Source organism: Mangrovimonas sp. TPBH4, assembly GCF_001280505.1.
Lineage (GTDB): Bacteria > Bacteroidota > Bacteroidia > Flavobacteriales > Flavobacteriaceae > Mangrovimonas_A.
Window position 1 is genome coordinate 141,688 of record NZ_LBIO01000042.1, and the last position, 22,211, is coordinate 163,898.

The following is a 22,211-nucleotide window of genomic DNA, read 5'->3' on the forward strand; positions in this document are numbered from 1 at the left end:
TCCGCTATTAATCAATGCTCGGGTGAGCTTCAACTTTCTCTTGTAAGGAAAACGATTCTTCGGTTTCGGTCTTTTCGGGTGCGATTTTACTTCTAATCCACATTTTGAGTTTCATTGATAAGAAAAACAGTACCGGAACTACAATCAAGGTCAAGAACGTAGCAACGAAAAGTCCGAAGATTACTGTCCATGCCAATGGCCCCCAGAATACTACGTTGTCTCCTCCCATATAGATGTGAGGATTGAATTCGCTAAAGAGTGTAAAGAAATTAATGTTCAGTCCTATCGCCAATGGGATCAATCCCAAAATAGTAGTGATAGCCGTAAGCAATACAGGACGTAAACGTGCTTTACCTGCTCTTACAATACTTTCAAAAAGGTCTTCAACAGAGAGGTATTCATCATCATCCAATCCTCTGTCAATTTTCTTTCTATCAATTAAGAGTTGTGCATAATCGAGGAGTACCACACCATTGTTTACCACGATACCGGCAAGGGAGATGATTCCTACCATGGTCATCATGATTACGAAAGCCCATCCAGTGATAACAAGTCCACCAAACACCCCAATAAAACTTAGGAGGATGGCCAGCATGATAATGGCTGGTTTGGAGATGGAGTTGAATTGGAAAATCAAGATGAAGAAAATCAAGCCCAATCCAGTAAAGAACGCGCCCATCAAGAACTTCATCTGCTTGTTCTGCTCTTCAATTTGTCCAGTATAATCTATTTTGATGTTTTCTGGTAAGCCTTCATAACTCTTCATTTCATTCTGAATTTGGGTTACAATGGCCCCTGCATCTGTAAATCCAGGTGACAATGCCGAATAAACTGTTACCACCCGTTTGGTATCTCTGTGTTTTATAGCGCTAAATCCAGAATTGTTTTCGTGCTTGGTCACGGCTGAAACAGGGATGCTTTTAATTTTACCAGTGTTATCCCTAAAAGTGATATTTTGGTTGAACAGGGCACTGGTATTGTATCTGTTTTCTTCATTAAAACGAACGTAGATGTCAAAATCATCTCCATCTTCTTTGTAGATGCCCGCTTTGGTACCGAAGATGGAATTACGTAATTGTGTTCCAATTTGTTCTGCGGTTACACCAAGTTCTCCTGCCTTCTCTCTGTCAATTACCACCTTCATGGAGGGCTTATTTTTGTTGACATCTATTTTAAGCTCGTCGATACCTTGGATATTTCTTGAGTTGATAAATTCCCGCATATTTTCGGCAGTAGCAATCAGTTCATTGTAATCGTCACCTTCAATTTCAATATTGATAGGAGAACCTGCTGGTGGTCCATTGGCATCTTTTTCCACAGAAATCAAAACTCCAGGGTAAATACCCACCAACGCTTCCTGTACCTTTTGACGCAAGAGCTCGCTGTCTTCCCCTCTTCGGAACTTGTATTCCCTCATGGAAGCGGTAATTTTTGCTTTGTGAGGCATCTCGGCAGAAGAACCGCCATCGGTCTGCGGGTTTCCAGCTCCTTCACCAACTTGTGACACGGCACTTTCAACCATAAAGTTGTAGTTGCCATCTTTATATTGATTAGTCTCTAGAACTTCATATACACGTTTTTCTATTTCCTTAGTAATGGCATTGGTTTTTTCAATAGCCGTACCTTGGGGGTATTCTATGTAAACAATAATCTGGTTAGGTTTATTGTCAGGGAAGAATTCTACTTTGGTTCGCTGTGTTGCCAAGGAAACTCCAAAGGCAATAAACGAAGCTATTAGTGCGGTAAACGTAGCGATCGTAATGAAGGCAGGTTTCTTGCCAGAGAGAGCCCAACGCAACTGTCCTTCGTACCAACGTTCCAATTTCACTAATATTTTTGTTTGGAAGGTGTTGGCCCAATTTCTTAGGAATAAGCGATACACCCAAAGCATTATGGCAGAAAATACCATTAATGACCCTAGGGCTTTGTAGGTGCCTCCAAAAAGGTATATCAAAATACCTATTACAGCCATTATTGTGGTTAGCTTGATGATTTTGTTTAAAGGCATGTCCTTATCCTCGGTGGTCATAAATTGTGACACCAATACAGAATTGAAGAAGATAGCTACAAACAATGAAGAACCTAATACAATAGACAGGGTTTGTGGTAAAATCATCATGAATTCTCCCATTAATCCCGGCCATAGGCCTAATGGGATAAATGCTGCTACGGTTGTGGCGGTAGAGATGATAATAGGAAAGGCAATTTCGCCAATTCCTTTTTTGGCGGCTTCCAAACGGCTCATGCCTTCTTCGTCCATCAGTCGGTATACGTTTTCAACCACAACAATACCGTTGTCTACCAACATCCCTAGCCCCATGATAAGTCCGAACAACACCATGGTGTTTAATGAAATTCCAAAGAAATTTAAGATCATTAAGGACATGAACATAGACATTGGGATGGCAAACCCTACGAAAATAGCATTCTTAAACCCTAAGAAGAACATCAAAACCGTTACTACCAGAATTACCCCAAAAATGATGTTGTTTACCAAATCATCTACTTGACCAATTGTTACCGAAGATTGATCGTTCGCAATGGTCACCTTTAAGTCCTGTGGAAATACATCTTTAATGGCATTGTCCACAATTGTGTTAATTTGGTTAGCTGCATCCACCATGTTTTTTCCAGCACGCTTTTTAACGTCCAGCATCACTACAGGCTCTCCAAATTCACGGGCGTAGGTTGTTTTGTCCTCTTCTTTGAATGTTACTTTAGCCACGTCTTTCAGGTAGATGGCATTACCTCCTTCAGATTTTACAACAAAATTCTCTAGCTCACTAGGGGATTCAATTTCTCCTATAACTCTGATTGTACGACGTTGTCCGCTAGCCTTTAGGTTACCTGCAGCTTGTGTGATATTACCATTTTTTATGGCTCCTATAATATCGTTAAAGGTGACTTCAGCAGCCATCATTTTATAGATGTCTACGGCTACTTCTACTTCTTTTTCCTGAGCGCCACGGATGTCTACCTTTTTAATCTCTAATAAATCTTCAATTTCATCTTGAAGGTATTCTCCGTATTCTTTAAGCTTTTCAATTGGATAATCTCCTGAAATGTTGATGTTGAGAATAGGCATTTCTTCAGAAAGGCTTAATTCAAAGACATCCGGCTCTACTTTAGCCCCGTTAAAGGTTGGCCAATCTTCACCAGAAGTTTCTTGGTCAATTTCATCCTTTACTTTTTGTTTGGCTTCTTCAACGGTAATGTTTTCGTCAAACTCCACAATCACCATTCCGTAATCTTCCTGTGAGGTTGAGGTAATTTCAACAACGTTACTCACAGTTTTTAGCCGATCTTCAAGAGGGTCTGTTATTAGTTTTTCAATGTCCTCGGCAGTGTTTCCGGGGAATGCCGAGCTTACATATATTTTGGTTTCATTAACCTCCGGGAAGTTTTCCCTTGGCATGTCAAAAAATGCACCAACACCAAGGTAGAAAATCACCACAATAAGTACATACATTGTGGTTTTGTTGTCAATTGCCCAAGAAGACCAACGGAATTCCTTATTGACCAGTTTTTGATTTTTATCTGTCATTGTTGTTGGTTTAGTAAGTGATTACTTTAACTTTTTGTCCATCCTTAACGCTACGGGCACCTTCTTGAATAATTTCGGCTCCGTTTTCAATGCCCTTCAAAACTTCGATGACATCTCCTTGGGTTCTTCCTGTTTGGATGATGACACGATTGGCCTGTCCTTCACCTTTTCCGTTTTTGTCCTTGATGATATAGATGTATTGCTCTCCACTTGCATTTTCCGAAATGATACTTTGAGGAATCAGCAAGGCATTTTCATTGGTATAATCGTTGATTTTTAAACGTGCCGTTAGGTTAGGCTTAATGGTTTGGTCCTTGTTTGGGATATCTACCTGAACCTTAAACGTTCTGTTTGCCGGGTTGATGTAGTCTCCTGCTTGACGAATTTTGGTGTTTATGGTTTTGTTTAAAACCGGGAACTCCACAATCACTTCTTTTCCTTTGGTAACATCTGTAATATAGCGTTCAGGTACATCGGTTTCAATGTACATATCCTTAAGGTTTACCAAACGCATCAATTGCGATTGTCCCGCGGCAACTACACTCCCTTTTTCGGTGATGATATCGTCAATGGTTCCGGTGAAAGGTGCGGTTACTCTTGTTTTTGAAATTTGCTGTTGCAATTGGTTGATGGCTTTAGTTTGGGCTTCGTATGAAGACTTGGCTTGTAAGTATTGTAGTTCACTTCCAATATTGGCATCCCAAAGACGTTTTTGACGGTCGAAAGTAGTTTTGGCCAATTCTGCCTGAATTTCTAATTGTGCTAATTGTTGGCTCAATCCACCATCATCAATTTTTGCCAAAATTTGTCCTTTGGTAACTTGTTGTCCTTCCTTAACATAGATATCGGTTAGGATTCCGTTGAATTCTGGAGTAATGACCAAAAGGTTTTTGGTTGTAACATTACCTTGAATGTCCAACATGTGTTTGAATTCCTCTTGCTTTGCTGTAAAAGTGGTGATCAATGGCATGTGTTTTACAGTGTCCAATTTAGCAATGGCCTCATCCAATTGTTTTAGTTTGCCTGCTATTTCTTGTTGTTCGGCAACTACTTCCGCTCTTTTGGTTCTAATTAATTCTAAGTTGTTGGAGCTTAAAACATTTTCTACGGAATTCTTTTTCTTCTCGCCTCCGCAGGAAGCCAAAAGAAATGCTAGTGTTATGATGGAAAATATGTTTTTCATGATTTGAATGTTCTGTGTGTTTATGATTGACTAGTTTATTAGGACTGTGTTAAGTGCTGTTTCCAATTCGGCTTTGGTGTTGATGACCTGCATCATGGCCTGAAGGTACTCCTCCTGTGCTGTGTAAAGCTGGGTTTGTGCCTGTCTCAACTCAAAACTAGAGCCAACGCCTTCAAAGAATTTGGTTTCGTTTTTGGTTTCGATACGCTCGGCTAGGTTAAGGTTTTTCTTTTTGTTTTGGTATTCTTCCATTGCCAACTGATAGTCGCTTTTTGCCGAGGCAATTTGAAGTTTCAATTGTTGTTCTATTTCATTAAGATCAGTTTGCGCTTTTTCGTAGTTGATTCGGGCTCTTTGAGTAGAGGCACTTCGCATTCCCGAGCTGAAAATTGGAATATTTAGGCTGAGCCCAAACATGGACGTACCAAACCATTCCTGTTCGCCTCGTAAAAAGCCAAACTCGTCATTAAAACCCAAATAACCGCCATTTACAAAGGCGTTTAGGGTAGGGAGGAATTTGCTTTTTTCCAATTTCAATAACAATTCTTTGGAAACCATGTCATTTTTGGCAATTTTATAATCGATGGTGTTTTCTATATTTTCATCGGCTTGTAAAATTCCCAAGTCCATATTTTCTTCTGTAAGAATGGATAAGTTATCGGTTAAAGTGGTATTGGAATTTAAATCTATACCTAAAGTGATATTGAACATTTGATAGGCCAAGGTTTTTAAGCGCTTGGTGTTGTTCAATTGGCTTTCAATTCCAGACAGTGTGATTTGTAATTGCTCTACACTTTCTTCTTCTTCCAATCCGTTTTCGAATATTTTAGTGGTTTCTTCCAGATTCTTTTGAAGCACGGCTAGGTTCTTGTTTAAAATGTCTAAAGCTTCCTCTGAAAACAATACATTTACATAGGCGTTAATCACAGCTTGTCTTACTTCAAGATCTGTTTTTACTTTTGCATTTTGAGAAATCTCCAAATACACTTTGGCCGATTGCAAACCAACCAAGTATGAGCCGTCAAAAATCTTCTGGTTTAAGGTGGCAGTGGCAGTCATGGAGTGCTTGGTCCCAAATGTTACCGGGATAAAAGTTCCAGGTTCACCGCCGGCAAGTTCTCCAGGTAAAAGAGATACTTGTTGTTTGATCCAATTTTGGTAATCTACCGTGGCGTCAATTTGAGGTAGGCCTGTAGCAGTGGTTTCCCATTTCTGCTTTTCGGCTGCTTCAATATCCCGTGCTGCATTAATGGAAGAGCGGTTGTGCTCCAATGCATAGTCTATGGCTTCCTGCAAGCTGAAGGTATGAGTCTCTTCCTGCCCCCAAAAAGTAAGGGTGCACAGTAAACTAAAGGTTAAAATCAGTTTGTGTTTCATTATGTTGATCGATTTGTGTTTGTGTACTTTTTTAATGTCTCTAGGCCTTTGTCTGTACAAATGCCGCGTAAATGATATTCCAAATAATGGTTCATTAACTCATGCATTGAAAAATTGTTCAACGGGAACAATTCCTTGTCTTTTAAGGCCATCATGGAGTTGAAATATATTTTGGTAATAAACTGTACGTTAATGCTGTCTCTGTACAATCCCTGTTCAACCCCTTCGGTTAAATTACAGGCTACGCAATCTTCCATAACACAAAATTGATTGGTCATTAAAGATTCAAAAATCTTGGGGTAATACTTCTGCAATTGGTATTGAGGAGAGGACTTTTCATCCTTAAGATGTTGCATGGTGAATTTCTTAATTTCAAAAATTTCCTCAATAGGATTGAGTTTCTGTGCTCGGATCTCATTTATACCATTGGAAATGAGATTGAACATATACAGCGTTGTGGCTTCTACCAATACGTTTTTGTTTTCAAAATATTGATAGATGGTCTTTTTGGACATGCCAAGTGCGTTGGCAATTTCGTCCATTGTAACGCTCTTAAAACCATAGGTTAAGAAGAGCTCTGCGGCGGTTTTTAAAATGTCATCTTTCATAATAAGCGGCAAATATACCTCTGGAAACTTTAAAAACAAAAAAAGTTTCCTAGGTTTTAACATATTATTAATATTAAGGAGAAACATTTGTGTCTATAAGGTCAATTACCTTATTTTTGTCCGATGCAAAACGTGGAATACTATCAAGATACTTTTAGCGAGTATTTACAGACTTTTACGGTTCAAAAAGAACCTGTTTCTTTATACAATCCTATTAATTATATCCTCAATTTGGGAGGAAAGCGATTGCGTCCTGTGCTTACATTAATGACCGCAGAGATGTTTGGTTGTGAAATGAAAAAAGCACTTCCAGCCGCTTTGAGTATAGAGGTGTTTCACAACTTTTCCTTGGTGCATGACGATATCATGGACGATGCACCATTGCGTAGAGGGCATGAAACCGTGCATGAAAAATGGGATTTAAACACCGGTATTTTATCTGGGGATGCCATGTTGATTTTGGCCTATCAGTTGTTTGAAAACTATGAGCCGCATGTATTTCAGGCGTTGGCAAAATTGTTCAGTAAAACGGCTTTGGAAGTTTGTGAAGGCCAGCAATACGATATGGATTTCGAGTTGATGGACAATGTGTCCATTCCCGATTATTTAAAAATGATCGAGTATAAAACGGCTGTTTTGGTAGGGGCTGCCATGCAAATGGGCGCTATTGTAGCTGAAGTTTCTTTGGAAGATCAGCAGGGGGTCTATGAGTTTGGAAAAAATCTTGGAATAGCCTTTCAGTTGCAAGATGATTATTTGGATGCCTTTGGAGATCCTAAAAGTTTTGGAAAGCAAGTAGGGGGTGATATTATCGAAAACAAAAAGACCTACCTTTATTTAAAAGCCTTGGAGTTTTCTTCGGAAAGTGATCGTTTGCAACTGCAACACTTATATGGTATACAGCCTACAGATGCATCCGAAAAAATTAAAACGGTAAAACAGTTTTTTGAATCAACCGGAGCTGCACAGGCGACAAAAGAAGCGATAAAACATTACACAAATATTGCGTTTATGGTTCTTGAAGGCTTGAATATTCCTAAGGAACGAAAGGATGTTTTGAGAGTATTTGGTGAACAGTTAATGGATAGGGAAGTGTAATGCAATTGCCTGCAACATACGATGATTTGATTGCTCAGGCCAATGAGCAAAATCTTTACCCGAAACTGATTCGGCAATTGAATAAGGATTTTCTGTACGCCAATATCGATTTGGATTTTGATGAGCAGGTGTTGCCTTCAAGTTTAAAATTGCTTGTGCAGGAAACCGTCTATAAACTGATTCACGAAAAATTCGCCGACTATTTAAATCTACTCTACATTATAGATGTTTCCGAAGAAAAAATAAAGCAATTGGATGGCAGTGATACCTTGCAGCTATCTGAAGATGTTACCTTTTTGATTTTGAAGCGCGAATGGCAAAAGGTGTGGTTCAAGAACAAGTATTCTTAAAAATAAACTCTTACAAAAGGCGCCCATGGATCGGCATATATACTTTTGTCTCTATCATATAATACGTCATATCTAATCCCGAAGGTAACATTTCTTGTGCTATAACCAGCTCCCAAATATAGGGCGGGATACCAGTAGTTTTCATCCTGATAAATTAAACGGCTGTCATAGTTTCGGCTAATATTCATTTCTTCAAATTCTGCCGATAGTTGAATTTGTTCTATGGGTCTAAAAAGCCCTATGAGGCTTCCGCCAACAATGGTGGATTTATAAAAATCCTTTTGAGTGTTATAGGAAAAGTTGAGCCCCACGCCAAGTGCAAACTGCCAATTGAATTCATAAATAGCGCTTGGGGCCAATGTACCGCTAAAAAAACCATCGCCAAACCCAAGGCCAATTCCACCTCCAAATCTTACATGTCGCCAAAACTCACTTTTCTGCTTTTTAGGGGCGTTTTGTGCAAAAACTGTCGATGAAAAAAGACAAAGGAAAAGTAAAGGCAGTAGAATTTTATTCAAGGGAATTGAGGTTAAATTCATGATAATTTAAATTGATATGGTTATGTGTTATAAATATAATAAAAGCATCCCTAATTTTTATAAAAGTTGTATTTTTGGACAAATTTTGCAAAAGCGAAAAGCAGTTAGTACACATAATGGATAAATATTCCTTTTTAAACGCAGCACATACAGCATACTTTGCTGATTTATACGATCAATATTTACAAAACCCAGATTCAGTTGAGCCAAGTTGGAGAGCCTTTTTTCAAGGTTATGATTTCGGTAGCGAAAGCTACGGAATGGAAGGTGAAATTGTAGACGGGGTTTCTGCCCAAATACCAGAACATCTTCAAAAAGAGTTTCAAGTAGTTAACCTTATCGACGGGTATCGTTCGAGAGGGCACTTGTTTACCAAAACCAATCCGGTACGTGAGCGTCGCCAGTATGCTCCAAGCTTGGATATCGAGAATTTTGGATTGTCCAAATCTGATTTGAACACCGTTTTTAACGCCGGTGAAATACTTGGAATTGGCGCACAGCCTTTACATGAAATCATCAGGCACCTTGAAGCTATTTATTGCGATGCCATTGGTGTTGAGTATATGTATATAAGAAACCCAGAGCGTAAGCAATGGATTCAGGAGCGATTGAACATTAATGACAATCATCCTAATTTTTCTGTAGAGCAGAAAAAACATATTCTAAAAAAATTAAATGAAGCCGTATCCTTTGAGAACTTTTTGCATACCAAATATGTAGGGCAGAAGCGTTTCTCATTAGAAGGGGGCGAATCTTTAATCCCGGCTTTGGATGCCGTTATTGAGCGCGCCGCCGAATATGGTGTGAAGGAGTTTGTAATGGGGATGGCCCACCGTGGACGTTTGAGTACTCTGACCAATATCTTCGGAAAATCTGCCAAGGACATTTTTAGTGAGTTTGACGGTAAGGATTATGAAGAAGAAATTTTTGACGGTGATGTAAAATACCACTTAGGTTGGACCAGCGACCGTGTGACAGATACCGGAAAGAAAATCAATTTAAATATTGCACCTAACCCTTCGCACTTGGAAACTGTAGGAGCCGTTGTGGAAGGAATTACGCGTGCAAAACAAGATGATAAGTACCCAGACGAGCCATCATTGGTATTGCCTATTGTTGTGCATGGAGATGCCGCTATTGCCGGCCAAGGTTTGGTATATGAAGTTGTGCAAATGGCCCAATTGGAAGGGTATAGAACTAGTGGAACCATTCATATTGTGGTGAATAACCAAATTGGGTTTACTACCAATTATTTGGATGCACGTTCAAGTACCTACTGTACAGATGTTGGAAAAGTCACCTTGTCCCCAGTCTTGCACGTTAATGCAGATGATGCCGAAGCAGTGGTTCACGCCATGTTGTTTGCCTTGGATTTCAGAATGAAATTTAAGCGTGATGTATTCATCGATTTATTGGGCTATAGAAAGTATGGCCACAATGAAGGAGATGAGCCTAAGTTTACCCAACCATTACTTTACAAGGTAATTGCGAAGCATAAAAACCCAAGGGATATTTATGCGGAACGATTAATTGCCGAAGGGGTAATCACTAAGGACCATGTTGCCGAATTGGAGGCTCAGTATAAAGCTTCTTTGGAAGAGAAACTTGAAGATTCAAGGAAAGAAGATAAAACGGTTATTACACCGTTCATGCAAAATGAATGGGTAGACTACGTAACGGTTAAGGAAGATGAAATGATGAAGCCGGTTGATACCAGCTATCCTAAAGAAGGATTGGAAAAAATAGTTGGCGTTATTTCATCCTTGCCAAAAGATAAAAAGTTCATTCGTAAGATAGAGCGTCTTGTGGAATCCCGAAAAACTATGTTTGAAGAAGACAGGTTGGATTGGGCTATGGCCGAACATTTGGCTTACGGAACACTATTGGAAGAAGGACATGATGTTCGCATTTCGGGACAGGATGTAGAGAGAGGGACCTTTTCTCACCGCCATGCCGTGGTAAAGGTAGAAGACAGTGAAGAGGAAATTGTATTGCTTAATACTATTAGCGAGGAGCAAGGGCATTTCTATGTTTACAATTCATTGCTTTCTGAGTATGGTGTAGTAGGTTTTGATTACGGTTATGCTATGGCCAGTCCTAAAACCTTAACCATTTGGGAGGCGCAATTTGGGGACTTCAGTAACGGGGCCCAAATTATGTTGGATCAGTATATTTCTGCTGCAGAAGATAAGTGGAAATTGCAGAATGGTTTGGTAATGTTGTTGCCTCATGGATATGAAGGACAAGGGGCTGAGCACTCTTCGGCTCGTATGGAACGCTATCTGCAATTATGTGCTAAGGACAACATGTTTGTAGCAGATTGTACGACACCTGCCAATATGTTCCACTTGTTGAGAAAGCAGATGAAGGCTACTTACAGAAAGCCATTAATTGTCTTTACTCCAAAAAGTTTGTTGCGCCATCCAAAGTGTGTTTCCACGGTAGAGGAATTTGCCAACGGAGGTTTCCAAATGCTTATCGACGATGCTGATGTAGCAGTTGAAAATGTGAAAACTTTGGTGTTTGTAACCGGGAAGTTCTATTACGATCTTTTGGAAGAGCGTGAAAACTTGAATAGGAATGATGTTGCTCTAGTGAGAATAGAGCAGTTGTTCCCATTGCCAGAGAAAGAGATTAAGGAAGTAATGGCGAAATATAAAGATGTAAAAGACGTTGTTTGGGCTCAGGAAGAGCCTAGAAATATGGGAGCTTACAGCCATATGTTAATGCATCTTGATGAAGCTAGAACGTTCAGGGCTGCAACGCGAAGACCGTATGGAGCACCTGCTGCAGGAAGTAGTGTGCGTTCTAAAAAACGTCACCAAGAAGTTATTGACTTCGTATTCGATAAAACAAAAAATAACCAGAGATAATAAAATCCCACACATAAAATTATAACACAATGATTTTAGAAATGAAAGTCCCTTCACCAGGGGAGTCCATCACGGAAGTAGAAATTGCAGAATGGTTGGTTGCAGATGGAGATTATGTAGAAAAAGACCAAGCTATTGCAGAGGTTGACAGTGATAAAGCAACCTTGGAACTTCCCGCAGAAGCTAGCGGAACTATTACGCTTAAGGCAGAAGAAGGTGATGCGGTAGCTGTAGGTGAAGTGGTTTGTTTGATAGATACCAGTGCGGCTAAACCAGAGGGTGATGCGCCTGTAAAAGAAGAATCTAAGGAAGAAGCGCCGAAACAAGAGGCTCCAAAGCCTGCTGAGGTTGCTGAAACCAAAACATATGCCACAGGAACTGCTAGTCCAGCTGCCAAAAAAATATTGGCAGAAAAAGGGATGCAGGCCTCTGAGGTTACTGGAACAGGAAAGGATGGTCGTGTGACCAAGGAAGATGCGGTTAATGCGAAACCTTCTATGGGAACTCCAACAGGAGGAAGTAGAGGAGAAACCCGTTCTAAATTGTCTATGTTACGTCGTAAGGTAGCAGAGCGTTTAGTGTCTGCTAAAAACGAAACAGCTATGTTGACCACTTTTAATGAGGCCAACATGACTCCTGTTTTTGAATTGCGTAATCAGTATAAAGAAGAATTCAAGGCAAAACACGGTGTTGGTCTTGGCTTTATGAGTTTCTTTACCTTGGCTGTAGTGAGAGCTTTAAAGGAGTATCCTGCAGTAAACTCTATGATAGACGGCAAGGAAATGATTACTTATGATTTCTGCGATATCAGTATTGCCGTTTCTGGGCCAAAAGGATTGATGGTTCCAATTATTCGAAATGCTGAAAACTTGACCTTTAGAGGTGTTGAGGCTGAAGTGAAACGTTTGGCTTTACGTGCGCGTGACGGACAGATTACTGTTGATGAAATGACAGGAGGTACCTTTACAATTTCCAACGGAGGTGTATTTGGTAGTATGTTGTCTACGCCAATTATCAACCCTCCACAAAGTGGAATTTTAGGAATGCACAATATTATTGAGCGTCCTATTGCTGTAAATGGTAAGGTTGAAATTCACCCAATGATGTATTTGGCATTGTCTTATGATCACAGAATTATTGATGGTAGAGAGTCTGTTGGATTCTTGGTAGCGATAAAAGAAGCACTTGAAAATCCAGTAGAATTGTTAATGGACAATGATGTTAAGAGAGCTTTGGAGCTTTAATAACATCCCTCATAATATTTAAAAAGGCGCAATTGATAATTGCGCCTTTTTTTCTTGATAAATAAAATAACTAACTAATAACTAAAAAAAATTAACAAGAATATTAATGATTATTATTAAGATGGCACAGCTAACTAGGCTGATGACCACTACTTTGTGTTGGTGTTCATAAGAATTTTTCATTGGGACAATGTTTAAATCATTATTTTTCAGGAGTGGTGAAATAAAAGCTCTGAGTCAACAATAAACCCAGAGCTTTTATAATTCTCCCTAAGAACTAATTAATAGCATTGTAAAATTCGCGAATAAAAGAATATCAAACAATACGTAGTTCTACGTATTTTTTGAACTAAAAAAGCGTAAACTTTACATTTACGCTTTTCTGGGTTGGTTTGGTTTTGGTTGATTTGATTATTTTCTGATTGATGAACCTTAGGTTAAATTCAATGAAAACATACAAAGATGTTCATGGTAATAATCAAGATGGAGCTCAAAATTAGGGCAATGATTAACGCAAGGTTAACAAAGGTGAATTTTGATTTCATTTTTAATGGTGTTATTCCTAAAAGGAAATTAATAGGAATAAAACCTTGAACTGAATCAAGGCTTTATGGCTTCCTAAATAAATCGATTAATAGCTTTGTAAAACTCTTTAAAAATGGAGTGTAAAACAATACGTAGTACTACGTATTTTTGAGGTTAAGGAAGTGTTTTTATGGTTTGTGGCCAGAGTTTTTTAGGAGAAATGCGGTAAGTTGTTGGTTGTCTTTTTATTGTGTGAATTTTATCCTTGGTAGCTTATAAAAGTTTATTTATGGAAGGTATCTTTCGAAGTTCCAAAATTGATTGTAGATCTATGGAAGCTTTAGGTAAAGGTACTTCTTGTCGTAATCAATAATAGCCTTTCCTTTTTTAAGGACATCGGCGCCAATAATGCCATCTACAGGTTTGGAATTGTGGCTTACCAATGCGGTGTTGACATGCGTAAGGTTGAAGAGAATGATAGGAACTTTGTCTTTTTTCCATTTCCCTATTTTCATTTTGTTCTTTTTTGAAATTTGTGTGAGCATATCTGTAGCTCCAGCACCGGCAGCTTTTATTTCAGAATCTTTGACTTTTAGATTAAATCTTTCTACGGTTTCAAAGCCAACACAGGTACTTGAAGCGCCAGTGTCTAAAATGAATAAGCCTTTAACCCCATTAATGGCCGCCTTAATTTCAAAATGGTTGGTTTGCGTAAGGTGTAGTTTTATTTTGGTGTATCCCTTTTCGAGTAAAAAATCCTGTAATCTTTCCATTAGTATCTCTTTGGTGCAAAGATAATGATGTAAAACATATATTTTTGCAGCATGATAATAACTGATACCCATACCCATTTATACAGTGAGGCCTTTGCAGAAGACAGGGCAGAGATGATTCAGCGTGCTTTGGACGCGGGAGTGTCGAGGTTTTTTATTCCGGCTATCGATTCTTCCTATACAAATGCAATGTTTGATTTGGAGGAGAAGTATGCTGACTATGTCCATTTAATGGCTGGATTGCATCCAACTTCGGTAAAGGAGAATTATAAGGAGGAATTGGTGCATGTTGAAGAACTTTTGAGTAAGCGTCCCTTTTGCGCTATAGGGGAAATTGGTATTGATTTGTATTGGGACACCTCTACACTGGAAATTCAAAAGAAGGCTTTTCGGCATCAAATACAATTGGCAAAGAAGTATCAATTGCCAATCGTGATTCATTGCCGTGATGCATTCGATGAGATTTTTGAAGTGTTGGAAACCGAGCGAGGAGATGATCTCTTTGGAATATTCCATTGTTTTACTGGTAATTTGCAGCAGGCAAAAAGGGCCATAGGTTTTAATATGAAGTTAGGCATTGGAGGAGTGGTGACTTTTAAAAATGGCGGCTTGGATAAATTTATCAATGAAATAGATTTGGAGCATATTGTTTTGGAAACGGATGCACCATATTTGGCACCAAAGCCTTTCCGTGGAAAACGGAACGAAAGCGCCTATATTTTAAAAGTAGTTGAAAAGCTATCTGAGTTATATAATGTTTCAGAGGAAGAAATTGCAAACATAACTACCCAAAATTCAAAGGACATTTTTAACATTTAATATGGAACAGGGCCATCCAAACATTCTATTAATTTACACAGGAGGAACTATTGGGATGATCAAGGATCCCAATACGGGCGCTTTAAAAGCATTCGACTTTAATAATCTCCTGAAGCAGATTCCAGAACTTAAGTTGTTGGATTGCGATATCAATACGGTATCCTTTGAAGAACCTATTGATTCTTCTAATATGAGTCCAGAGTATTGGGTGCAGTTGGCCGAGATCATTGAGGCTCATTATCTAGACTTTGATGGTTTTGTAGTACTACATGGTAGCGATACCATGAGCTATACAGCATCGGCCTTGAGCTTTATGTTGGAGAATTTGGCCAAACCAGTTATTTTGACAGGGTCCCAATTGCCAATAGGTGATTTAAGGACGGATGCCAAAGAGAACTTGATCACCTCCATTCAAATGGCGTCGTTGCGACATAGAAATCGTCCAGTGATAAGAGAAGTTGGTTTGTATTTTGAATACAAATTATACAGGGGTAACCGGACCACTAAAATTAATGCAGAGCATTTTGAGGCCTTTGAGTCCTTAAATTATCCTCATTTGGCAGAATCTGGTGTTCACCTTAAAATCAATCATGATTATTTATTTAAGCCAAATGCAAGGAAGAAATTAGTGGTGCATAAATTGTTCGATACCAATGTGGCATTGATTAAATTGTTTCCTGGTATTTCAAAGACCACTTTGGAGTGCATGAGTCATAATCCTCATATAAAAGGTGTTATTTTGGAAACTTATGGTGCGGGAAATGCCACTACAGCGCCATGGTTTGTAGATTTTATAAAGCAATTGGTAAAGAAAGGGGTGCATGTGGTAAATGTCACACAATGTTCTGGAGGAAGCGTGGCTATGGGGCAGTACGAAACAAGTTCACATCTTCAAAACATTGGGGTTATTTCCGGTAAGGATATTACTACTGAAGCTGCAATTACCAAACTTATGTATTTGTTAGGTGAAAAAGTGGCTGTAAAAACATTTAAAACCATATTTGAAACCGCGCTACGCGGAGAATTGTCTTAAAATTAACTCGTAAAATTTTTAGCTTTCAAAAGTTTTTTGGTTATTTGCTAAACTTTATTAAAAAGCAATAAACAGAGAGGTGGCCGAGTGGTCGAAGGCGCACGCCTGGAAAGTGTGTATACGCCAAAAGCGTATCGAGGGTTCGAATCCCTTCCTCTCTGCTCTTATTTTATTTTTAATTACAAATTTTTTATATCTTTAACACTTTAACTAATAAAATTAAGATTAAGAACAATGAAAAGACTATTTTCTATCCTAGCCATAGCAGGAACCATGGCTTTCGGAACTGTTAATGCTAATGCATACACTACTACCAGCGCAGCTACTGCAACTGTTGCTACTGTAACTCAAGATGAAGACTCTGCTGCTCCTGCTGAAGAGACTCTTGGATTCCACCAAGAGCTTAAGAAGCGTTTTATTGAAGGTGGTCCTGGCTTTATGGGGATTGTATTGCTTTGTTTGATCTTAGGATTGGCTATTGCAATCGAAAGAATTATCTTTTTGAACTTATCTACAACTAATACTAAGAAATTAACTAAGAATGTAGAGGATGCTTTGCAATCTGGTGGTATTGAGGCTGCTAAGGAAGTTTGTAGAAACACTAAAGGGCCTGTTGCCTCTATCTTCTACCAAGGTTTGGATAGACATGATGAAGGTATCGACGCTGCTGAAAAGGCTGTTGTAGCTTATGGTGGTGTTCAAATGGGACAATTAGAGAAAAACGTTTCTTGGATTTCATTATTTATCGCATTGGCTCCGATGTTAGGGTTCATGGGAACGGTAATCGGGATGATTCAAGCATTCGATAAAATTGAAGCAGCTGGTGATATGCAACCATCACTTGTAGCAGGAGGTATTAAAGTAGCACTTTTAACAACCGTATTTGGACTTATCGTAGCTATTATCCTTCAGATTTTCTACAACTACATTATTGCAAAAATTGATAGCATCGTAAATGACATGGAAGATGCGTCCATTAATTTGATGGATTTGTTAATCAGATACAAAAAATAATCCGCAATAATTTTTATTAACTATGGGTTTACACAAAATTTTAAGAATATTAGTAGCTATCTTAAGCGTTTTAGGAGTCATTTTCTTGGTCCGAATTATCGGAGAAGGTGATGAGGCCATCAAAGCAGCCGCTGCAGCAGGTGACTCAGCAATTGTTGATCCAATGGCTTATGTAGCTTATATTGTTTTAGGGATCATACTAGTATTTGTTGTGTTCTTTGTTTTAAAGAACTTAGTGACACATACAGCATCCTTAAAAGGAACTTTGATAGGAGTAGGGCTTTTTGCTGCTATATTGATTGTATCGTATGCCGTATCAGGAGGAGATCCTATGGAATACAAATACAATAATAAATTGGCTACAGAGACTGAATCTCACATGGCAGGCGCAGGATTGATAGCCTTCTACATCCTAATTATTACAGCAGCGGCATCTATGTTGTTGTCTGGAGTTAAAAAAATGATTAAGTAATTATGGCAAAAAGAGCAGCACCCGAAGTAAATGCAGGATCAATGGCTGATATTGCGTTCTTACTTCTTATATTCTTCTTGGTAACTACTACTATTGAAACCGATACTGGTTTGAGTAGAAAGTTACCACCAATAGACGATCAAAATGTTGAACCACCTGTAATTAAGCAAAAAAACATCTTTACAGTGTTGATCAACAAAAACGATCAGCTTTTGGTAGAAGACGAATTGATGGAGTTGAAGGATTTAAGAAAGGCAGCTGTTGAGTTTTTGGATAATGGTGGTGGTGCAGGCGATGACGCTTGTGGCTATTGTAAAGGTAAAAGAGATCCTAAATCTTCTGATAATCCTGATAAAGCAATTATCTCACTTAAAAACGAGAGAGAGACATCATACTCAATGTATATTTCTGTACAAAACGAGTTGGTGGCAGCCTATAACGAGTTGAGAAACCGTCGTGCACAAGAGTTGTTTGGAAGAGCTTTCAAGGAAATGGAAATAGCTTACGACGACTCCCGTTCACCAGAGTTCAAAAGTGAAAAGCTAAAGGAGAAAATTGAGAAGATAAAACTTGAGTATCCTCAAAAGTTATCTGAAGTGCAATAGTAATTTAGAAAACACAATTTTATGTCTAAATTTAATAAGAAAAAATCAGGCGATTTACCAGCGATCTCAACAGCATCTTTACCGGATATTGTATTCATGCTTTTGTTCTTCTTTATGGTTGCTACCGTAATGCGTGATACTACTTTAAAAGTCAAAAATGATCTGCCTTTCGCAGACCAAGTTGAAAAGCTTGACAAAAAAGACTTGATAATGTACATCTACGCAGGGAAACCGTCTGATAGATTTCAAAGTACGTTTGGTAAAGAGGCCCGTATCCAGCTCAACGATAAGTTTGCCGATGTTAGTGACATTCAAGCTTTCATTGAGGCCGAAAGAGCTTCTAAGCGTGAAGAATTGGTACCTTTCTTAACTACAGCTTTAAAAGTAGATAAGGAGGTTAATATGGGAATTGTAAGTGATATTAAAACTGAACTTAGAAAAGTGAATGCTTTGAAGATCAACTATACAACACGTAATGGTGATATCTCCCAAAATGATTAAATAATTTTATTTGTTAAATATATTGGAAAACATCCTGGTGCTTGCATCAGGATGTTTTTTTATGTGCTTATTTTAGAGTTGAAATACTAAAGTTTTATTCTTCTATATTTGTGTCTATGAAACACTGGTTGAACTGCATATTTTTAGTTGGTATTATTGGGTTAGGGTTTTCACAGTCTGTAACTGATTCTTTGGTTGTAGATTCTAACTACAGGGAAGACCAGTTTTATGCTGGAGTTACTTATAATTGGTTAGTCAAGGAACCGTCAGGGCTTTCACAAAGCGGCTTTTCGTACGGTCTGCATTTGGGTTTTATAAGGGATATGCCCATTAATAAACGTCGGAATGTGGCTTTTGGATTGGGCTTGGGATTTGCTCTAAATAACTACAATCAAAATATGTCCATTATAAAGAATGGGGACAGAGGCTTTAATTACAGTATTATAGACGAAAGCGAACAGTCTTATTCAAAAAACAGATTCTCCACTTATGTCGTTGAAATGCCTTTTGAAATAAGATGGCGTACATCAACTGCCAAGGTGTACGATTTTTGGCGTATTTATACTGGATTTAAGCTAGGATATGTGTTCTACAATACATCGTTGTATGATGGTAGTTTAGGAACGCTTAGATACAAGAATAATGACGATTTTAACGACTTCCAATACGGACTAACTTTAAGTGCCGGTTATGACGATTTCAATTTGCATTTATATTATGGCTTGAATTCTATTTTTGGTAATGCCAAAGTTAGTAATGAAAACTTGGAGATGACAACACTAAAAATAGGCCTTATGTTTTTCTTCCTATAGCCAATAATTCAGCATTATTAATTGCGGTAAAAAGCCAATAAAGAAACCTATTATTAGTTCAATGGGCGTATGTGCCTTTAGATGCAACCTTGAGGTAGCTATAGCTCCCAAAAAAATGCACATAAGTGCAATGCTTCCATTTATATTTATTTGAAAATGGATGCCTATGGCAATGGCAAACATGAATAATCCAGCAGCAGCTATCATATGGATGCTAGCCTTGATATCCATTAATGCCAAAATCAAACAGGTTAAAGTCGAGCACAGTATACCGATGAAGAAGAAATACAATTCAGGTATTTCATTTTCAGGTAAAACTCTAGTAAAAATTAAAATGACAATGGCGCATTGAAGTACTAGGGGTAGGATGCGTTCTTTAGTAGTTTCCAAATAGAAGGAATCTATTTTCTTTAATGTTTTTAAAAGGTAGAACAATAGGATGGGCAGGATAATGGTCAATATGCTTACCGAAAATACCTTGGCCTTAACAATTGGTTCAGGAATATACCTGGGAGTTTTAGAAAAATAGAACAATACCCCCAATAAGGGCATTAACACGGGATGAAATATAAATGAAATAGCTTTTAGCATGCAACGAAGCAGTCTTGTAATTTACAACTTTCAATTATGCATACAAGATAGTATTCATTATCGAGATTCAAGCCATTTGTAGGAACTCTTTATAAATGAAAATCAATGTATCTTTTATTCCTTTGTGTGGTTTCGTTGTGTTAAAATCCGGTAAGATTTTCGGGTTAAGAAGTTAAGGTAGCTAAATTGCGAAGATTTTCTGCGGGGAACATCGTAAGGAATGAATTATATATTGTTTTACCACATGTTCATTTCATTATTTTATTCAATTCTGGATAACCTTCATGTTTTAGATAAGGCATTCCGTCTATTATTAATTTAGTTTTTGATAAATATTCAATTTTGGAGGTGTCCGTACTTCCAATTCCAACAAACTCAATTTGAACACTGTCTTTTACTTTTATCAGGCTCGCAACGGATTGACAAGAAGTAAATTCAATAGAATGATTTAGAAAATTATTTTTATAACCAACATTTTCCCAACGACTTGAATTTTTAGTGAATTTTAAACATACTATTCGTTCTGTTTCAGAATGCTCTTCCCCTAAATCCATTATCCAATATCCGTTCAGATTTTCACGTACAGAATCAAGTTCAGTTAAGTCAATTTGGTAGTCAATTTTAGAAACAATCAAATTCCGTTTTGGGTTTGAACACCCAAGTAGTAAAAAAGTCAGAATTTATATGTTTAATAATAATCTCAATTTACGATTTTTTTAATTTTGGAAAACTTCCGTATAAATACAATTCAGAGTTAAGGATTGTTTAAAAACTATATTTTTTTACGTAATCTAGCAACAGGCAGGTCAAGTTGTTCTCTGTATTTGGCAACTGTTCTTCTAGCAATAGGATACCCTTTTTCCTTTAGGATGGAAGCTAACTTCTCATCGGTAAGTGGTTTCTGTTTGTCCTCTTCTTCGATAACCGTTTCCAATATTTTTTTGATTTCCCTTGTAGAGACTTCTTCTCCTTGGTCGTTGGTCATGGATTCCGAAAAGAATTCCTTAATGAGTTTGGTGCCGTAAGGGGTATCTACATATTTGCTGTTGGCCACACGGGATACGGTAGAAACATCCATTCCAATTTCATCCGCAATGTCTTTCAAGATCATAGGTCTTAACTTGCGTTCGTCTCCCGTAAGAAAGTACTCTTCCTGATAGTTCATTATGGCACTCATGGTAACGAAGAGTGTCTGCTGCCTTTGTTTAATGGCTTCAATAAACCATTTCGCTGCATCCAATTTCTGTTTGATGAATAGAACGGCATCTTTTTGTTGCTTGGATTTATCTTTACTTTCCTTATAGCCCTTCATCATGTTGCTATATTCCCTCGAAACATGTAATTCGGGAGCGTTTCTACCATTTAGGGTCAATTCCAATTCACCATCAACAATTCTAATGGCAAAATCCGGGACCACGTGCTCTACCATTTTGTTGTTCCCTGAGTAGGACCCACCAGGTTTTGGATTAAGATGCTCTATTTCTTCAATGGCATCCCTAAGTTGTTCTTCGGTGACATCAAATTTTTGAAGGAGTTTTTTGTAATGCTTTTTGGTGAATTGTTCAAAAGCATTGTCGATGATTTCGATGGCCAATTCAACATCTGGATTTTTCTCCTTACGATGTAATTGAATACTTAAACATTCCTGTAGGTTCCGGGCGCCAACGCCAGCAGGATCCAATAAATGAACCTTGTGGAGTACTTTTTCAACCGATTCAACGTCAGTAAAAATGTTTTGGGTAAAGGCAAGGTCATCCACAATATCGTGCAATGAACGCCTGATATAACCACTTTCGTCTATGCTTCCTACCAAGAATTCTGCAATGTCCATTTCTTCCTCGGTAAGTCTGAAGGTATTGAGTTGGTTGGTCAAGTGTTGGGTAAATGAGGTCCCCGCAGCATAAGGTACATTCTTTTCTTCGTCGTCACTGCTGTAGTTATTGCTTTGGGTGCGATAGTCAGGAATGTCGTCGTCACTCAAATAATCGTCCACATTAATATCGTCTGCATTGATGGTTTCATTGTCATTGATTTCATCTGCAGAATTATCAAATTCCTCAAAGGTGTCTTCGTGGTCGTCATGCTTCTCCTTGCCGCTTTCCAACGCAGGGTTTTCTTCCAGTTCCTGCTTTAAACGCTGCTCAAATGCCTGTGTAGGCAATTGAATCAATTTCATTAATTGAATTTGTTGCGGCGATAGTTTTTGCGATAATTTGAACTGTAAATACTGCTTGAGCATAGCTTAAAATT

The 22,211-nt window shown here is 38.3% G+C and carries 20 protein-coding genes and 1 tRNA gene; 12 read left to right on the plus strand and 9 right to left on the minus strand.

All coding sequences use genetic code 11. The annotated features are described in order from the left end of the window. Positions 1–7: 7 nt before the first annotated feature. From ZA05_RS06355 to ZA05_RS06370, 4 genes are read right to left on the minus strand one after another with little or no spacing between them, the layout of a single operon-like run. Positions 8–3,544 carry an efflux RND transporter permease subunit gene (locus ZA05_RS06355; protein WP_053990845.1) on the minus strand — a complete coding sequence of 1,179 codons (3,537 nt, stop codon included), beginning with the start codon at positions 3,542–3,544 and terminating at the stop codon, positions 8–10. A 10-nt stretch (positions 3,545–3,554) separates the two neighbouring features. Beyond that, positions 3,555–4,727, minus strand: a complete 1,173-nt coding sequence (locus ZA05_RS06360; RefSeq protein WP_053990846.1) for an efflux RND transporter periplasmic adaptor subunit — start codon at positions 4,725–4,727, stop codon at positions 3,555–3,557. Positions 4,728–4,757: 30 nt separating this feature from the next. Then, the gene (locus ZA05_RS06365; protein ID WP_053990847.1) at positions 4,758–6,104 is read right to left on the minus strand and encodes a TolC family protein; all 1,347 of its coding nucleotides are present in this window, start codon (positions 6,102–6,104) and stop codon (positions 4,758–4,760) included. Continuing rightward, positions 6,104–6,712, minus strand: coding sequence for a TetR/AcrR family transcriptional regulator (locus ZA05_RS06370; protein WP_053991039.1), 609 nt, complete (start codon positions 6,710–6,712; stop codon positions 6,104–6,106). The genes ZA05_RS06365 and ZA05_RS06370 overlap by 1 nt, the downstream gene beginning before the upstream one ends. Positions 6,713–6,835: 123 nt before the next feature. Here ZA05_RS06370 and ZA05_RS06375 point away from each other — a divergent pair, with 123 nt between their 5' ends. Together ZA05_RS06375 and ZA05_RS06380 are read left to right on the plus strand one after the other, a co-directional pair. Next, entirely contained in the window at positions 6,836–7,810 is a 975-nt protein-coding gene (locus tag ZA05_RS06375; RefSeq protein WP_053990848.1) for a polyprenyl synthetase family protein, read from the plus strand. After that, complete coding sequence (locus tag ZA05_RS06380; RefSeq protein ID WP_053990849.1) at positions 7,810–8,160, plus strand: hypothetical protein; 351 nt, start codon at positions 7,810–7,812, stop codon at positions 8,158–8,160. Before ZA05_RS06375 ends, ZA05_RS06380 begins: the two co-directional genes overlap by 1 nt. On the opposite strand, the gene ZA05_RS06385 is transcribed toward ZA05_RS06380, so the two are convergent. Then, complete coding sequence (locus ZA05_RS06385; protein WP_231632457.1) at positions 8,157–8,678, minus strand: alpha-ketoglutarate decarboxylase; 522 nt, start codon at positions 8,676–8,678, stop codon at positions 8,157–8,159. The genes ZA05_RS06380 and ZA05_RS06385 overlap by 4 nt on opposite strands. A 137-nt stretch (positions 8,679–8,815) precedes the next feature. Between ZA05_RS06385 and ZA05_RS06390 the strand changes: the two genes are divergently transcribed. Next, positions 8,816–11,572 carry a 2-oxoglutarate dehydrogenase E1 component gene (locus ZA05_RS06390; protein WP_053990851.1) on the plus strand — a complete coding sequence of 919 codons (2,757 nt, stop codon included), beginning with the start codon at positions 8,816–8,818 and terminating at the stop codon, positions 11,570–11,572. A gap of 29 nt (positions 11,573–11,601) precedes the next feature. Further along, a complete protein-coding gene (odhB, locus tag ZA05_RS06395; RefSeq protein WP_053990852.1) occupies positions 11,602–12,816 on the plus strand; it encodes a 2-oxoglutarate dehydrogenase complex dihydrolipoyllysine-residue succinyltransferase in 1,215 nt (404 codons plus the stop codon). A gap of 854 nt (positions 12,817–13,670) precedes the next feature. Here the strand turns inward: odhB and ZA05_RS06400 are convergent. Then, positions 13,671–14,114 carry a TIGR02281 family clan AA aspartic protease gene (locus tag ZA05_RS06400; RefSeq protein ID WP_053990853.1) on the minus strand — a complete coding sequence of 148 codons (444 nt, stop codon included), beginning with the start codon at positions 14,112–14,114 and terminating at the stop codon, positions 13,671–13,673. Positions 14,115–14,165: 51 nt separating this feature from the next. Between ZA05_RS06400 and ZA05_RS06405 the strand changes: the two genes are divergently transcribed. From ZA05_RS06405 to ZA05_RS06440, 8 genes are all read left to right on the plus strand, one after another. Then, the gene (locus ZA05_RS06405; protein WP_053990854.1) at positions 14,166–14,933 is read left to right on the plus strand and encodes a TatD family hydrolase; all 768 of its coding nucleotides are present in this window, start codon (positions 14,166–14,168) and stop codon (positions 14,931–14,933) included. Between the two features lies 1 nt (position 14,934). Further along, complete coding sequence (locus ZA05_RS06410) at positions 14,935–15,966, plus strand: asparaginase (protein WP_053990855.1); 1,032 nt, start codon at positions 14,935–14,937, stop codon at positions 15,964–15,966. 73 nt (positions 15,967–16,039) lie between these two features. Beyond that, positions 16,040–16,127: transfer RNA gene (locus ZA05_RS06415), tRNA-Ser, on the plus strand. 73 nt (positions 16,128–16,200) lie between these two features. Beyond that, positions 16,201–16,980 (plus strand): MotA/TolQ/ExbB proton channel family protein, encoded by a 780-nt coding sequence (locus ZA05_RS06420; RefSeq protein ID WP_053990856.1) that lies wholly within the window; start codon positions 16,201–16,203, stop codon positions 16,978–16,980. Between the two features lie 22 nt (positions 16,981–17,002). Then, complete coding sequence (locus ZA05_RS06425; RefSeq protein WP_053990857.1) at positions 17,003–17,452, plus strand: hypothetical protein; 450 nt, start codon at positions 17,003–17,005, stop codon at positions 17,450–17,452. Between the two features lie 2 nt (positions 17,453–17,454). Then, a complete protein-coding gene (locus tag ZA05_RS06430; protein WP_053990858.1) occupies positions 17,455–18,057 on the plus strand; it encodes a biopolymer transporter ExbD in 603 nt (200 codons plus the stop codon). Between the two features lie 21 nt (positions 18,058–18,078). Continuing rightward, a complete protein-coding gene (locus tag ZA05_RS06435; RefSeq protein ID WP_053990859.1) occupies positions 18,079–18,558 on the plus strand; it encodes a biopolymer transporter ExbD in 480 nt (159 codons plus the stop codon). Positions 18,559–18,674: 116 nt separating this feature from the next. Beyond that, positions 18,675–19,370 (plus strand): porin family protein, encoded by a 696-nt coding sequence (locus ZA05_RS06440; protein WP_053990860.1) that lies wholly within the window; start codon positions 18,675–18,677, stop codon positions 19,368–19,370. On the opposite strand, the gene ZA05_RS06445 is transcribed toward ZA05_RS06440, so the two are convergent. From ZA05_RS06445 to rpoN, 3 genes are all read right to left on the minus strand, one after another. Beyond that, positions 19,365–19,961: a hypothetical protein gene (locus tag ZA05_RS06445; protein WP_053990861.1), complete on the minus strand. Its 597-nt coding sequence runs from the start codon at positions 19,959–19,961 to the stop codon at positions 19,365–19,367. The two genes, ZA05_RS06440 and ZA05_RS06445, sit on opposite strands and share 6 nt — an antisense overlap. 248 nt (positions 19,962–20,209) lie before the next feature. Beyond that, positions 20,210–20,596, minus strand: a complete 387-nt coding sequence (locus tag ZA05_RS06450; RefSeq protein ID WP_053990862.1) for a hypothetical protein — start codon at positions 20,594–20,596, stop codon at positions 20,210–20,212. A gap of 137 nt (positions 20,597–20,733) precedes the next feature. Beyond that, positions 20,734–22,200: an RNA polymerase factor sigma-54 gene (gene rpoN / locus ZA05_RS06455; protein WP_053990863.1), complete on the minus strand. Its 1,467-nt coding sequence runs from the start codon at positions 22,198–22,200 to the stop codon at positions 20,734–20,736. Positions 22,201–22,211: the final 11 nt, after the last annotated feature.